Annotated in this window: 13 protein-coding genes; 9 read left to right on the top strand and 4 right to left on the bottom strand. The window is 68.7% G+C overall.

The genetic code is table 11. The features are described from left to right. Positions 1-16: 16 nt before the first annotated feature. From argC to WS51_RS11955, 4 genes are all read left to right on the top strand, one after another. Complete coding sequence (gene argC / locus WS51_RS11970; protein ID WP_060330411.1) at positions 17-967, top strand: N-acetyl-gamma-glutamyl-phosphate reductase; 951 nt, start codon at positions 17-19, stop codon at positions 965-967. Positions 968-1,392: 425 nt separating this feature from the next. Next, entirely contained in the window at positions 1,393-2,802 is a 1,410-nt protein-coding gene (locus WS51_RS11965; RefSeq protein ID WP_069229251.1) for a DUF2957 domain-containing protein, read from the top strand. Between the two features lie 155 nt (positions 2,803-2,957). Beyond that, positions 2,958-4,199 carry a DUF2957 domain-containing protein gene (locus tag WS51_RS11960; protein WP_059452673.1) on the top strand — a complete coding sequence of 414 codons (1,242 nt, stop codon included), beginning with the start codon at positions 2,958-2,960 and terminating at the stop codon, positions 4,197-4,199. 16 nt (positions 4,200-4,215) lie between these two features. Beyond that, on the top strand, positions 4,216-5,055 hold the full coding sequence (locus tag WS51_RS11955; RefSeq protein ID WP_059546503.1) for an OmpW/AlkL family protein: 840 nt from the start codon (positions 4,216-4,218) through the stop codon (positions 5,053-5,055). 204 nt (positions 5,056-5,259) lie between these two features. On the opposite strand, the gene WS51_RS11950 is transcribed toward WS51_RS11955, so the two are convergent. Next, complete coding sequence (locus tag WS51_RS11950; protein WP_059546501.1) at positions 5,260-6,180, bottom strand: LysR family transcriptional regulator; 921 nt, start codon at positions 6,178-6,180, stop codon at positions 5,260-5,262. A gap of 99 nt (positions 6,181-6,279) precedes the next feature. Between WS51_RS11950 and WS51_RS11945 the strand changes: the two genes are divergently transcribed. Further along, entirely contained in the window at positions 6,280-7,557 is a 1,278-nt protein-coding gene (locus tag WS51_RS11945; protein WP_069229250.1) for an MFS transporter, read from the top strand. A gap of 416 nt (positions 7,558-7,973) precedes the next feature. Here the strand turns inward: WS51_RS11945 and WS51_RS11940 are convergent, their stop codons facing one another. Further along, on the bottom strand, positions 7,974-8,615 hold the full coding sequence (locus WS51_RS11940; RefSeq protein ID WP_069229249.1) for a LysE family translocator: 642 nt from the start codon (positions 8,613-8,615) through the stop codon (positions 7,974-7,976). A 71-nt stretch (positions 8,616-8,686) separates the two neighbouring features. Further along, positions 8,687-9,556: an NAD(P)-dependent oxidoreductase gene (locus WS51_RS11935; RefSeq protein WP_059771950.1), complete on the bottom strand. Its 870-nt coding sequence runs from the start codon at positions 9,554-9,556 to the stop codon at positions 8,687-8,689. 96 nt (positions 9,557-9,652) lie between these two features. Here WS51_RS11935 and WS51_RS11930 point away from each other — a divergent pair, with 96 nt between their 5' ends. After that, a complete protein-coding gene (locus tag WS51_RS11930; RefSeq protein WP_069229248.1) occupies positions 9,653-10,420 on the top strand; it encodes a Mut7-C RNAse domain-containing protein in 768 nt (255 codons plus the stop codon). A gap of 78 nt (positions 10,421-10,498) precedes the next feature. On the opposite strand, the gene WS51_RS11925 is transcribed toward WS51_RS11930, so the two are convergent. Beyond that, a complete protein-coding gene (locus tag WS51_RS11925) occupies positions 10,499-10,732 on the bottom strand; it encodes a hypothetical protein (RefSeq protein WP_059505436.1) in 234 nt (77 codons plus the stop codon). A gap of 368 nt (positions 10,733-11,100) precedes the next feature. Between WS51_RS11925 and WS51_RS11920 the strand changes: the two genes are divergently transcribed. Genes WS51_RS11920 through WS51_RS11910 form a run of 3 tightly spaced genes read left to right on the top strand, consistent with a single transcriptional unit; the run spans position 11,101 to position 14,188 of the window. After that, entirely contained in the window at positions 11,101-12,306 is a 1,206-nt protein-coding gene (locus tag WS51_RS11920; protein WP_059791987.1) for an efflux RND transporter periplasmic adaptor subunit, read from the top strand. A 10-nt stretch (positions 12,307-12,316) separates the two neighbouring features. Continuing rightward, entirely contained in the window at positions 12,317-13,015 is a 699-nt protein-coding gene (locus WS51_RS11915) for an ABC transporter ATP-binding protein (RefSeq protein WP_069229973.1), read from the top strand. An 18-nt stretch (positions 13,016-13,033) separates the two neighbouring features. Further along, the gene (locus WS51_RS11910) at positions 13,034-14,188 is read left to right on the top strand and encodes an ABC transporter permease (RefSeq protein WP_059505441.1); all 1,155 of its coding nucleotides are present in this window, start codon (positions 13,034-13,036) and stop codon (positions 14,186-14,188) included. The last annotated feature ends 4 nt before the right edge of the window (positions 14,189-14,192 follow it).

The following is a 14,192-nucleotide window of genomic DNA, read 5'->3' as shown; positions in this document are numbered from 1 at the left end:
ATTCAGCGAGAACGAAATGAGCACCAAAGTTTTTGTCGACGGCCAGGAAGGTACGACCGGCCTCAAGATCTTCGAATACCTGTCGGCGCGCAACGACATCGAGATCCTGCGCATCGATGAAGCGAAGCGCAAGGACGTCGACGAGCGCCGCCGCCTGATCAACGCATCGGACGTCACGTTCCTGTGCCTGCCGGACGTCGCATCGCGCGAATCGGCATCGCTGGTCGACAATCCGGACACGACGCTGATCGACGCGAGCACCGCGTTCCGCACGAATGCCGACTGGGCATACGGCCTGCCGGAACTGACCCGCGCGCAGCGCGAGAAGATTCGCACGTCGAAGCGCATCGCCGTGCCGGGCTGCCATGCGTCGGCGTTCGTGCTCGCGATGCGTCCGCTGGTGGATGCCGGCATCGTCGCGCCGACCTTCTCCGCGCACAGCTACTCGATCACCGGCTACAGCGGCGGCGGCAAGTCGATGATCGCCGAATACGAAAGCGCGGCGCCGGGCGGCAAGCTCGCGAGCCCGCGTCCGTACGCGCTCGCGCTCGCGCACAAGCATCTGCCGGAAATGGCCGCGCACACCGGCCTCGCGCATGCACCGGTCTTCACGCCGATCGTCGGCCCGTTCCTGAAGGGTCTGGCGGTGACGACCTACTTCTCGCCCGAACAGCTCGCGAAACGCGCGACGCCGCAGGACGTGCAGCGCGTGTTCGCCGAGTACTACGCGGACGAGCCGTTCGTGCGCGTCGCGCCGTTCAACGCGGAGGCGAACCTCGACAGCGGCTTCTTCGACGTGCAGGCGAACAACGACACGAACCGCGTCGACCTGTTCGTGTTCGGCAACGAAGAGCGCTTCGTCACGGTCGCGCGCCTCGACAACCTGGGCAAGGGTGCATCGGGCGCCGCGATCCAGTGCATGAACATCAACATCGGCGCGGCCGAAGATACCGGCCTCAAGCGCTGATCCTTCTCGCATCGGATGCAAGCCGGCCGCTGGCCGGCTTTTTATTTACCCATATCAGGCAATATATAAAATCCGGTTTACGCATTTACAAATATTTACAAGCTTTCCATTGCGCGATTACCGGCAATTAATTTGCCTCCCCTTATCCAGTCAATCCCGAATAGGGATAAACCGGATATCGCCGCTTTAAACGCTGCCGTTATACGCGGGAAGGCCTGCAGAGCCGCCCGTGCGTGGCAGACGCGCCACTTCGGCAGCACTGCAGGAGCCTTCGCGCGTTTTAATTCTTACTGAAATCCGTATCCTGCAAGGATTCATCGCGTGCGCGTTGTTTCAATCGTCTTTTTTAGACGAGTTCATCAATTGACAGCAAAAATCCAGACGGCCACATTAGCTCGCACAATTAAACGATTGGAGACAGCGGCATGTCGCACGCCTTATCGAAGGGGGTGGCAACGGCCTTTGCCATCGCCCCTTTCCTGATTGCCTGTGGTGGGGGAGACGGCGGCGCGCCCGCGCCGATCGAAGCCCCTCAATGTTCCGGATCGAGCTGCGGCACGCAAGGGCCGCCGCCGTCGCAGCCGATCAACGGCGCGCTCTGCCCGGCCGACGCCGACATCGTGAAGAGCACCTACCTCGGCGGCGCCGGTAGCGGCGAGATCGTGAGCGTCAACATCGACGCGGTCGCGATGACGTACACGCTCAAGTGGCTCGAGTCGCCGATTCCGCTCGCGACCGGCACGGTCACGCCGAGCCGCGCCGGCACCACGATCACCGGCAAGGTCGTTCACCCGCCGACCGGCACGCTGCCAACCGCGGAGCAGACGCGCTGCGCGTTCGTGCTCACGCCGGGTTCGGGCACGGCATCGAACGGCTCGACCTACTCGACGGCCGCCGACTTCAACCAGGCGAACCCGCCGATGCTGCTGGTCGGCATGGGCGTCGCGGGCGGCGGCATCCCCGGCGCGACGGTTCAGTACGACGGGCTGACGATCATCCCCGGCGTGATCCGGAACGTCGGCCAGGTGCCGAACCGTCACTTCGACTTCTATCCGTTCCTCGGCTTCGCGAACACGACGACCGACCTCACGAAGCTGCCGGGCACGTACAACGCGCTGATCTACCACCTCGTGCCGTCGGGCAACTACGCGACGAAGGGCACGAATTCGAGCGAGACGTTCGACGCGAACGGCGCATGCACGTCGACGAATGCCGGCGGCTGCCAGACGACCGGCGATCCGTGGACGGTGAACGCGACCGGCGGCTACCTCAACAGCGCGAAGGCGCCGCAGACGCTGCCGCAGACGCAGTTGCCGATCGTCGGCGCGACCGGCAAGTCGGCCACCGCGCACATGGTGATCGGCCAGCTCAACGGCGCGACCGTGCCGGTGATCGTGCGCACGGGCAACGTGAACCTCGGCACGCCGCCGCTGCACACCGATGCGCAGGTCGACGACGAATCGGGCATCGCGGTGCTCGGCGCGGCGAGCGTGATCCAGTCGGGCGCGATCGACGGCGGCTACGCGGGCGCGGATTCGAACTTCAAGTACACGGCAGCGCTGATCCGCGGCAGCAACGCGTCGTTCATCAACCCGACCACGCAGGCGGAGGAAGACGGCTTCACGCTCGACTACGGTCAGACGACGCCGGGCCTGCTGAACACGACGACGATTCCGAAGAGCGGCACGGCCGCATCGGGCGTGGTGATCGCGACGGGCGGCCTGTACGCGGCGCTGATCCAGGGCACGGTGAACGGCGGCGTCACGCCGACGTCGGCGAACTCGAGCACGTCGTCGACGCCGTACTTCGGCGTGGGCGCGCAGATCAGCAAGTAACGATCGGGGACGCGGCGGCGGCCGGTGCGCCGCCGCGTAAAGCAGGGAAGGCACGAAACGACGGCGCCCGGCACGGCGCCCGCAGCACGAGCACAAGCAACAGAAGCGGCCGACAGGGAGCCGGCCGCCCGACAAGACAAAACTGGAGGAGCAACATGAAGCGCAACCTCGTTCTGGCGGCGGCCCTTGCCGCCCCCCTTCTTTCCGCATGCGGCGGCGGCAGCGACAATCCGCCCCCGCTCGTCGAAGACCGGCTCTGCCCCGCGACGCTCGACTACAACACGGTGTTTACCGGCGGCGCGGGCAGCGGCGAACTGGCCAAGGTCCAGCTCGATACGACCAAGATGACCTGGCAGGTGACCTATGTCGAATCGGCGGTTCCGCAAAAGACCGGCACCGTCACGCCGACCCGCGCGGGCACCGTCGACAGCGGCACGCTCACGCAGGAAACGCTTTTGCCGACCAACAAGCTGAACCAGTGCGCATTCCGGCTGAACGGCGCGAGCCTCGACGCGTCGCGTCCGGCGCGCATCTTCGTCGGCTTCGGCGTCGCGGGCGGCACGATTCCCGGCAAGGAGATCCAGTTCGACGGCGTGCTCGGCCAGGCCGCGGTGCCCGACACGAAATTCCCGTACTACCCGTTCATCGGCTTCTCGTCGATCGAAACCGACATCACGAAGGTCGCGGGCACGTACAGCCATATCGGCTTCGGTGAAGTGCCGTCGCAGAAATTCGCGCCGGCATCGATCGATGCCAAGGTGACGATCAACGCGGACGGCACGTGGACCAAGTGCGACACGACCGGCCAGTTCGCCGGCGGCGCGTGCGTGCAGCAGGGCACGAACTTCGTGCAGTCGGCCGACGGCAGCGGCGCGTTCCAGTCGAACAACTACGCGAGCCAGTTGAAGCCGACGCTGTCGGCGACGCCGCAAGGCAAGGGCTTCATGATCGTCGGCAAGCTGCGCAACCAGCTGGTGCCGATCCTCGTGCGCACCGGTGTCGCGAACCCGAACCCGACGCCCGACAGCAACGGCGTGCCGGGCCTGACCGCCGACGACGAATCGAGCATCTCGATCCTCGCGCCGCAGACGGCCATCGCGGCCGGCTCGCAGAACGGCGAATACATCGGGGTCGACAGCCAGTTCGACTATCGCACCACCGCGCTGATCAACAACCAGGCCACGCTGCTCGATCCGTTCCAGCCGTCGCAGGCGTCGCTCGCGACCGCGCTCGATCTGGACTACACGCAGAAGGTGCCGGGCACGGTCACGACGATCCATACGGGCTCGGGCAGCACGTCGCCGACCGGCAAGTTCATCTTCACGGGTGGCGTGTTCGGTTTCCTCGACAACGCGGGTTCGACGCCGTATTTCACGATCGGCGCGTTCGTCCAGTAAGCGGAGGCAGGCCGTGATGAAGAAGACCCTTCTTTGCGCGGCGGCCGGCGCCGCCGCCGCCGCCCTGGCGCCGCTTGCGGCCCACGCGCAAAGCGCCGGCAGCAACGTCGTCACGCTGGGCTGGTTCCACGTGATGCCGCAGCAAAGCAGCACGCCGATGACGACCAACGTCGCGCCGACGCCGATCAACACGCCGCTGCGGCTGCCGCCGTCGTTCACGTCGCCGGGCACCGGGCTGCACACCAGCGGCGCGGATACCGTCGGCCTGACGGTCAGCCACTTCCTGACCGATCACATCGCGGTCACGTCGGTGGCCGGCGTGCCGCCGGTGTTCAAGGTGTCGGGCCAGGGCACGATCAAGCCGCCCGGCCCGGCCGGCGCGCTCGGCACGCAGAACATCGGCCTGGCGTCGGTGAACCCGATCGTGAAGAGCGTGCGGCAGTGGAGCCCGGCGGCGATCCTGCAGTACTACTTCGGAGCGGCGAATGCGAAGTTCCGGCCGTTCCTCGGTCTTGGCGTGTCGTACAACTGGTTCAGCGACCTGCAGCTCAACACGAACTTCATCAAGCAGACGCAGGACAACCTCGGCGCGATTCTCGCGGCCGGTGCGGGCAAGCCGGGCACGACATCGGTGGAAGCGAAGGCGTCGTCGTCATGGCAGCCGGTGTTCAACGCGGGCCTGCAGTACAACATGACCGAGCATTTCGGGCTGGTGGCGTCGGTGACCTACATTCCGCTGAAGACCACGTCCACGGTGACGATCAAGGCGGCGGACGGCACGGTGCTCGCCGAGTCGAAGTCCGAGCTGAAGGCCGACCCGATCATCAGCTACGTCGGGATGACCTACAAGTTCTGACGCCGGCGACGGAGGACGGACAGTGGACGAACGGATAGCCCGTGCAGAAAACGCGGGCAAAAAAAAGCCCGCCTAAGTGGCGGGCTGAATCCATATCAGAGGAGACATGGAGGAGACAGGTGTAACTATAGCGAATCGGTTTCCGCATTGCAACATTTCCGTAGAGAAAATCAGGATTTTCCCTCGAATGCGCACTCTAGAGCGCTAGTCGTCATCCGACCCCAGCACGTTCTCGCGGTCGAGCACCTCTCCCAGCGCATCGCGCAGCAGCGCGACCGGCCGCGTCAGGCGGCCCGGCAGCGTGCCGTGCACGATCCACACGTTGATCCGCGTCTCGAGCCCCGCCGTTTCCACCACCCTCAGCGCATCGCGATGCGCGCTGCGCGCAAGCGCATTCGGCGGCGCGATGCCGATGCCTGCGCCGCGCGCGACGAGCGACAGCTGCAATTCCGAGCCGAACGCCTCGACCGCGACGTCGAACGGCAGGCCGGCCGCGCCGAGCGCGCGGCTCAGCGCCGAGCGCATCCCGCAGCCGTCCTGGCTCAGCACCCACGGAAAACCCGACAACACGTCGAGCGTCAGCGGCCCGTCCGGTAGCGGAAAGTCGCGCGCCGCGACGAGCACCGTCGGCTGCGTGCCGAGCAGCGTGGCCGTGAGCGTGTCGGGCAGCGCCGCGCTGGCCGGGACCATGACCGTCGCGACGTCGAGCGCGCCGCGCTCGATGCCTTGCACGAGCGCCGGCGACCAGCCGGCCGTCACACGCAGCGTCAGCCGCGGAAAGGCGTCACGCAACCTGTCGATCGGCCGCTCGAGCGCCAGCTCGGACAGGAACGGCGGCACGCCGATCCGCAGTTCGCCCGAGGGCTCGCTGTCGGGCGCGCCTGCCGCCATCAATTCGTCGACCGCGACCAGCACGTTGCGCGCGAGCGCGTAGACATCGCGCCCGGCAGCCGTCGGCTTCAGCGGCTTGCTCTGCCGGTCGAGCAGCGGCATGCCGAGCAGCGTTTCGAGGTTCTGCACGCGGCGCGTCAGGCCCGGCTGCGTCAGATGAAGTTTCGCGGCGGCCGCGACCATCGAGCCGCTGTCGACCACCGCGACGAACGCCTGGAGATCACGCGTATTCAAAGCAATCTCGCATAATCATGTTAGACATATTTCAATTGTCGCATAAACATCGCACACCTACGATGGGGATTCCTTCGTTCGACATCCAGGCTTCCGACGATGAATTGCCCTGCACATTCCTGCCCCGCCGCCGAGCGCCCCGTGCTCGGCGCACCGCCCGCGCTCAGCGCGGGCATGACGCTCTTCTTCGCCGCCACCGTCGGCGTGATCGTGATGGACCTGTTCGCCGCGCAGCCGCTGACCGGCCCGATCAGCGCCGATCTGCGGTTGCCGCCGGGCCTCGCGGGCCTCGTCGCGATGCTGCCGCAGCTCGGGTATGCAGCGGGCCTCGTGCTGCTGGTGCCGCTCGTCGACCTGCTCGAGAACCGCCGTCTGATCGTCGTGACGCTCGTCGCGTGCGCGGCCGCGCTTGCGCTGCCCGCGTTCACGCGCTCCGGCACCGTCTTCCTGCTCGCGACGCTGGCCGCGGGCGCCGCGTCGAGCGTGATCCAGATGCTGGTGCCGATGGCTGCGTCGATGGCGCCCGAAGCGCAGCGCGGGCGAGCGGTCGGCAACGTGATGAGCGGATTGATGCTCGGCATCCTGCTGTCGCGGCCGCTCGCCAGCCTGATCGCCGGCACGGCCGGCTGGCGCGCGTTCTACGCGCTGGCCGCGCTCGCGAACGCGGCGATCGCGGCGGTGCTCGCGCTGCGCCTGCCGCCGCGCGTGCCGCCGACGTCGGCCGGCTATCGCGCGCTGCTCGCGTCGATGGGCCGCCTGCTCGCCGACGAACCGGTGCTGCGCCGACATGCGCTGTCGGCGGCGCTCGCGATGGCGGCATTCAGTGCGTTCTGGACCGCCATCGGGCTGCGGCTCGCGCAGCCGCCGTTCGGCCTCGACCTGCACGGCGTCGCGCTGTTCGCGTTCGCCGGCGCGAGCGGTGCGATCGTCACGCCGCTCGCCGGCCGCGCGGGCGATCGCGGCCACGGCCCGGTCGCGCAGCGCATCGCGCACGTGACGATGCTCGCCGCGCTCACCGTGCTCGGCATCGCCGGCGCCGGCTGGTTCGGTTTCGATGCGCATGCGCACCGCGACGTTGCGCTGGCGCTTCTCGCCGGCGGCGCTGCGCTGCTGGACGCGGGCGTGATCGTCGACCAGACGATCGGCCGCCGGGAAATCAATCTGCTGAACCCGGCCGCGCGCGGACGTCTGAACGGGCTGTTCGTCGGGTTGTTCTTCGTCGGCGGCGCGCTAGGCGCGGCGCTCGCGGGCAGCGCATGGGCGTGGGGCGGGTGGCGTGCCGTGTGCGGCGTCGGCTTCGCGTTCGCGGGCGCGGCCACCGCGTTCGGCTTGTCGGCCAGCCGCCGTGCCGGCGCCACCGCGTGGCCGCGTGCGTGATCCGGGCGTGACCGGTCCCGGATGCGAAAAAGCCTCGCCGTCTGGCGGGGCGAGGTCAGCCGGGCGCAACCGGGCGCGGATACCAATAGAGCCACCGGCTGGCTGGCTGCGCGCGCGATTCAAGCGTGACCGGCGCGGGATGCGAAAAGGCCTCGCCCGCAGGCGGGGCCGCGGCGAGCCTGCTGCAACCGGGCGCGGATGCGAACATCCCCCGCCGTCTGGCCGGCCGCGCGCGTGATTCAAGCGCAATCGGCCGGATGCGAACAGACCCCGCCGTGTAGCTGGCCGCGCTCGGGAGCGGAGCGTAACCGCAGCGCGACGTGAAAACGCCCCGCCCTCTGACGAGGCGCGGGGCGTGCGGCAACCCGTGGCGGCCGTGGCGGCCGCGGCGACCTCAGCGGCCGCCGAGACAAAAATCAGTGACGGACCAGCGCCATCATCGCACCGAAACCAACGAAGATGCCGCCCGTCAGCCGGTTGAAGATCTTCGCGACGCTCTGGCTCTTCAGTGTCGCGCCGATGCGCGTGCCGAACGACGCGTAGACGAGATACCAGCTGACCTCGATCACCGCGAACGTGATGACGAGGATGCCGAACTGCGGCAGCGTCGGCTCGGACGCGTTGATGAACTGCGGCAGCAGCGCGGCCGCGAACAGGATCGCCTTCGGGTTGCTGCCCGCGACCAGGAAACCGTTGCGAAACAGCGCCCCGCGCGATGCCGACGTGACCTGGCGCGACACGGCATCGACGTCGGCCGCAGCCTGCTCGTCGTCGACCCGCGCGCGCCACGCCTTCACGCCGAGATAGATCAGGTAGGCCGCGCCCGCGAAGCGCAACGTGTTGAACATCGCCGGCCATGCCTCGAGCACGGCACCGAGGCCCGCCGCCGACACCGACAGCATCAGCACCAGCGCGGCGAGACAACCGGCCATCGTCCACGCCGAACGCCGCAGCTCGTGCCGCGCGCCGTGCGTCATCACGAGCAGCATGTTCGGCCCCGGAATCGCCGACACGACGAACACCGTCGCCACGAAAAGCCACCACGTATGCAGGTTCATCACCACCCCGACCGAAAGAGAAACGAAACGTCGATTATGCCGCGCATGCGGCGCGTCTGTCCCGCGCCGGCTCAGCGTCCCGCGCGCCGCAGCGCGACTTCGCCGAGCACCGCGAAATCCTGCTCGCCCCCGCCGTGCGCGAGCGCATCGAGCAGGCTGTCGCGCACGACGCTCGCCACCGGCAGCGGGACCGACGCGGCGTCGCCGGCCTGCAGCGCGAGCCGCACGTCCTTCAGCCCGAGGCGCGCCTTGAAACGCGCGGGTTCGTAGCTGCGCTCGGCGATCATTGCGCCGTAGCCTGAGTAGACCGGCCCCGGGAACACGCTGTTCGTGATCACGTCGAGGAAATCGCGCATCGCGACGCCGTGCGCGCCGAGCAGCGCGGACGCCTCGCCGAGCGTCTCGATCGCCGAGGCGAGCGTGAAATTCGCCGCGATCTTCGCGACGTTCGCATGCTGCGGCAGCGAGCCGAACCGCCAGGTCTTCTGGCCGATCGCGTCGAACAGCGGCTGCACGCGGTCGATCGCCTCGGCCGGGCCGCCGGCCATGATCGTCAGGCGCGCGGCGGCGGCGACGTCCGGGCGCCCCATCACGGGCGCGGCGACGTACGCGAGGCCGCGCGACGCATGCGCGTGCGCGAGCGACTCGGCGAGCGCGACCGACACGGTCGCCATGTTCACGTGAATCAGGCCGCGCGGCGCCTGCTCGAGCAGCGCGTCGTCGAATACTTCGCGCGCGGCCGCGTCGTCGGCGAGCATCGAGAACACGGCATCGCCGCGAAACGCGTCGGCCGGCGTCGCCACGATCTGTGCGCCGAGCGCGGCAAGCGGCTCGGCGCGCTCGCGCGACCGGTTCCAGACCCGCACGGCGTGCCCCGCCTTCAGCAGGTTCGTCGCGATCGCCTGCCCCATTTCGCCCAGTCCGATAAATCCGAGATCCATTTCCCGCTCCTTCGACTCGTGAAGCGGGGAGTTAAACACAGATGGCGGCGGCCTGCAGGCCCGGCAGCCGGGCGGGCGCGGTGCGATACTGCGCGCATGGCGACCGCGACCTTCCGCTTCCACGGCGAACTGAACGCGTTTCTCGCTCGTCCCCGGCGAGAACGCGCGTTCTCGCATGCGTTTTCGGCCGACGCGACGCTCAAGCACGCGATCGAGGCGCTCGGCGTTCCGCATACGGAGATCGGCCGACTTTGGGTGAACGGCGCGCCGTCCGCCCTCGACCGGCCGCTCGGCGACGGTGACCGCGTCGACATCCATCCGCAGCGCGCGCAGCCGTCGGCCGCGCCTGCGCTGCCGCAACCGGACCGCTGGCGCTTCGTCGCCGACGCGCACCTCGGCGGCCTTGCGCAGCTGCTGCGCCTGGCCGGCTTCGACACCTGCTACGACAATCACTACCGCGACGACGAACTCGTCGAGCTCGCGTCCCGCGAAGACCGGATCGTGCTGACGCGCGACCGCGAGCTCCTGAAGCGCCGCGCGGTCGTGCGCGGCTGCTACCTGCATGCACAGCAGCCGGACGCGCAATTGCGCGAGCTGTTCGTGCGGCTCGATCTCGCGCCGCACATGCGGCCGTTCCGGCTATGCCTGCGCTGCAACGCGCCGCTGCACGCGCTCGACGCGGCGGACGCCGCACCGCGCGTGCCGGCCGGTGTCCGGCAGCGGCACCGGCGCTTTGCCGCATGCGACGTGTGCCGGCGGGTGTTCTGGGAGGGATCGCACTGGCGGCGCATGCGCGCGGTGGTCGATGCGATGTGCGCGCCGCCGCCCGGTGCCCCCGACGTTCCGGACGTGGCCGACGCCTGAAAAAACAAAACCCCGCAGGCCGAAGCGTGCGGGGTTTCACGACGGGCGGCCGGCAGCGCCGGCCCCGGCGAAGCGTGCTTAGTTCTGCGCGCCTGCGTCGTTCGTGCCAGCTGCCGATGCAGCCGCAGCCTTCGCCTGGCCCTTCTTCGAGCCGTGGTGCTTCAGCTGGTGCTTCGGCTTGCTGTGATCCTTCTTCATCGGTGCGGAAGCGGGAGCCATTGCGTCGGCTGCCGGCGCCGACGCCTGTGCGAATGCCGAAACCGATGCGAGAGCGAATGCTGCGGTCATGATCGAAGCGAGCGTCTTCTTCATTGTTCTTCCTTTAGCGGAGAAAAAGTCAAACGTACCGGTAAGAGATGCGAGGCATCCGCATCGGAACATCAGCCGCGCCGGGTCGCCGGTCGCCGCCGGACGGGCCGGCTGTCGCCATTCCGCGTCGGCAAATGCTGATGCACTGGCTCCATAACGCCGCTCCCGCACGACGAGTTGACATGCGGCTTGCATCCTTCGGGTTTCCCCGGGGGCGCCGGTTTCGGGCCCGCGCGACGCGCCGCCCGGCATGCGGCGATCATCCGGCGAACCGGCTCTCGCGCGCGTCGCGGCGACGCTATACTGGCCTCCTTCCGTCCCCAACCGGACGCGGCCGGTTCCGAGACCGCCGCCGTCGCAAGGCGCCCAAATTGCCCGATCACAATCTGGACAAACTGAAAATCGACCGGCGTCCGATCGCGCCCGCGCCACGCCGGCGCCGGTGGGTCCGCATTGCGGTCGCAGCCGCGCTCGTCATCGCCGCGATCGTCGCCGTGCTGGCGCTCACCGGCCGCCCGACGGTCGACACGACCGCCGTCACGTCCGCCTACCCGTACCAGAACGACACCCAGCTCAACGCGACCGGCTACGTCGTGCCGCAGCGCAAGGCCGCGGTCGCGTCGAAGGGCCAGGGGCGCGTCGAATGGCTCGGCGTTCTGGAAGGCACGCGCGTGAAGAAGGACGAGATCATCGCGCGGCTCGAAAGCCGCGACGTGCAGGCGTCGCTGGCGCAAGCGCGCGCGCAGGTGCAGGTCTCCCGCGCGAACCTCGGCGTCGCGCAGGCGGAGCTGAAGGACGCCGAAATCGCGCTGCGCCGCACTGCCGCGCTCGCGCCGAAGGGCGCGGTGCCGGCCGCGCAACTCGACATCGACACGGCCCGCGTGAACAAGGCGCGCGCGTCGGTCAACAGCGACGAGGCCGCGATCGCATCCGCCGAAGCCAATGCGCAGGCCGCGCAGGTCGCGGTCGACCAGACGGTGATCCGCGCGCCATTCGACGGCATCGTGCTGGCAAAGCACGCGAACGTCGGCGACAACATCACGCCGTTCTCGTCCGCGTCCGACAGCAAGGGCGCGGTCGTGACGATCGCCGACATGGACACGCTCGAAGTCGAGGCAGACGTGGCCGAATCGAACATCGCGAAGATCCGCACGGAGCAGCCGTGCGAGATCCAGCTCGACGCGCTGCCCGACATGCGCTTCGCGGGCCGCGTGTCGCGCATCGTGCCGACCGTCGACCGCTCGAAGGCGACGGTGCTCGTGAAGGTGCGCTTCGTCGACCGCGACGAGCGCGTGCTGCCCGACATGAGCGCGAAGATCGCGTTCCTGTCGAAGCCCGCGTCGCCGCAGGACCGGCAGCCGGTGACCGCCGTGCAGGCGAGCGCGGTGGTCGAGCGCGACGGCCGGCCGGTCGTGTTCGTCGTGAATGACGACACCGTGCACGCCGTGCCGGTGACGCGAGGCGCGCGGATCGGCGAGCTCGTCGCGATCCGCGGCGTGAAGCCCGGCGACACGGTCGTGCTCGCGCCGGGCGCGAAACTGCAGGACGGCGCGAAAGTGGCCGTCGCGAAGAAGTAGCGTGGCGCGCGTGAACGACGCCGCGCCGCCGCTCGTCGAGCTCAGCCACGTCGCGAAGTCGTACCGGCGCGGCAACCAGGTCGTGCCGGTGCTGACCGACATCACGCTCGACATCGGCGAAGGCGACTTCGTCGCGCTGATGGGGCCGTCGGGTTCGGGCAAAAGCACGCTGCTCAACCTCGTTGCCGGCATCGACCGGCCCGACAGCGGCGAGCTGCGCGTGGGCGGCCTCGACATCTCGCGGCTCGAGGAAGCGCAACTGGCCGAATGGCGCGCGGCGAACGTCGGCTTCATCTTCCAGTTCTACAACCTGATGCCCGTGCTCACCGCGTTCGAGAACGTCGAGCTGCCGCTGATGCTCACGCACCTGTCGCGCCGCGAACGCCGCGAGCGCGTCGAGCTGGTGCTCGACATGGTGAATCTCGGCGACCGCACGAGCCATTACCCGTCCGAGCTGTCGGGCGGCCAGCAGCAGCGCGTCGCGATCGCGCGCGCGTTGATCACCGATCCGGCGCTGATCGTCGCCGACGAACCGACCGGCGACCTCGACCGCGCATCGGCCACCGACGTGCTCGCGATGCTGCAGCGGATGAACGCCGAGCTCGGCAAGACGATCATCATGGTGACCCACGATGCGCACGCGGCTGCCGCCGCGCGCTCGCTCGTGCATCTGGAAAAAGGGGAGCTGATCGGTGGGCACGCCGTCTGACGGACAGGAGCGCGCGCGATGTACGTGCTGAAGCTGATCGCGCGCAATGCGCTGCGGCACCGGCTGCGCACGCTGCTGACCGTGCTCGGGCTGACCATCGCGGTGCTGGCGTTCGGGCTGCTGCACACCGTCGTCGACGCGTGGTACGCGGGCGCGGCCGCCGCCTCCAGCGGCCGGCTCGTCACGCGCAACGCGATCTCGCTCGTGTTCCCGCTGCCCGTCAGCTACGAGAACCGGATCCGCGGCGTCGACGGCGTGACCGCCGTGGTGCGCTCGAACTGGTTCGGCGGCATCTACCGCGACCCGAAGAACTTCTTCGCGAGCTTCGCGGTGTCGGAGAACTATCTCGACCTGTATCCGGAATTCATCCTGCCGGCGCAGCAGCGCGCCGACTACGACCGCGACCGGCGCGGCTGCCTCGTCGGGCGCCAGCTCGCGACGCAGTTCGGCTTCAAGGTCGGCGACGTGATTCCGCTGAAAGGCACGATCTATCCGGGCACGTGGGACTTCGTCGTGCGCGGCATCCTCGACGGCCGCGACGACTCGACGATCACGCGCCAGCTCGTGTTCCACTGGGACTACCTGAACGAGACGGTGCGCAAGCGCACGCCGAAGCAGGCCGACCAGGTCGGCGTGTTCGTGCTCGGCGTCGCGAATCCGGACGACGGCGCCGCGATTGCGCGCAACGTCGACGCGGTGTTCAGGAACTCGCTCGCCGAAACGCTGACCGAGACCGAGCAGGCGTTCCAGCTCGGCTTCGTCGCGATGTCGAACCAGATCATCGCGGCGATCCGCGTCGTGTCATTCGTGGTGATCCTGATCATCCTGGCCGTGATGGCCAACGCGATGGCGATGAGCGCGCGCGAACGCACCGCCGAATACGCGACGCTCAAGGCGCTCGGCTTCGGCCCCGGCTTTCTCGCGCTGATCGTGTTCGGCGAATCGGTCGTGATCGCGGTGGCGGGCGGCGGGCTCGGGATGCTCGCGACGCCGCCGGCCGCCAGCATCTTCAAGCAGGCCGCCGGCGGCATCTTCCCGGTCTTCAAGGTGTCGACCGAAACGATGGCGCTGCAGGCCGCGTGCTCGGTCGCGGTCGGCCTCGCGGCCGCGCTCGTGCCGGCGTGGCAGGCGGCGCGCGTGCGCGTGGTCGAAGGCCTGCGGGCGATCGGGTAGGCGG

It is taken from the genome of Burkholderia territorii (assembly GCF_001718335.1).
Taxonomy (GTDB): domain Bacteria; phylum Pseudomonadota; class Gammaproteobacteria; order Burkholderiales; family Burkholderiaceae; genus Burkholderia; species Burkholderia territorii.
The sequence above is the reverse complement of the archived record's forward strand: the minus strand, read 5'-3'. Positions and strand labels throughout refer to the sequence as shown.

Excerpts from the sequence above, each read along its gene's own strand:
- WS51_RS11955 (WP_059546503.1), top strand. The coding sequence starts at position 4,216 with ATGAAGAAGACCCTTCTTTGCGCGGCGGCCGGCGCCGCCGCCGCCGCC.
- WS51_RS11945 (WP_069229250.1), top strand. The coding sequence starts at position 6,280 with ATGAATTGCCCTGCACATTCCTGCCCCGCCGCCGAGCGCCCCGTGCTC.
- WS51_RS11940 (WP_069229249.1), bottom strand. The coding sequence starts at position 8,615 with ATGAACCTGCATACGTGGTGGCTTTTCGTGGCGACGGTGTTCGTCGTG.
- WS51_RS11930 (WP_069229248.1), top strand. The coding sequence starts at position 9,653 with ATGGCGACCGCGACCTTCCGCTTCCACGGCGAACTGAACGCGTTTCTC.
- WS51_RS11960 (WP_059452673.1), top strand. The coding sequence starts at position 2,958 with ATGAAGCGCAACCTCGTTCTGGCGGCGGCCCTTGCCGCCCCCCTTCTT.
- WS51_RS11910 (WP_059505441.1), top strand. The coding sequence starts at position 13,034 with ATGTACGTGCTGAAGCTGATCGCGCGCAATGCGCTGCGGCACCGGCTG.
- argC (WP_060330411.1), top strand. The coding sequence starts at position 17 with ATGAGCACCAAAGTTTTTGTCGACGGCCAGGAAGGTACGACCGGCCTC.
- WS51_RS11925 (WP_059505436.1), bottom strand. The coding sequence starts at position 10,732 with ATGAAGAAGACGCTCGCTTCGATCATGACCGCAGCATTCGCTCTCGCA.
- WS51_RS11965 (WP_069229251.1), top strand. The coding sequence starts at position 1,393 with ATGTCGCACGCCTTATCGAAGGGGGTGGCAACGGCCTTTGCCATCGCC.
- WS51_RS11935 (WP_059771950.1), bottom strand. The coding sequence starts at position 9,556 with ATGGATCTCGGATTTATCGGACTGGGCGAAATGGGGCAGGCGATCGCG.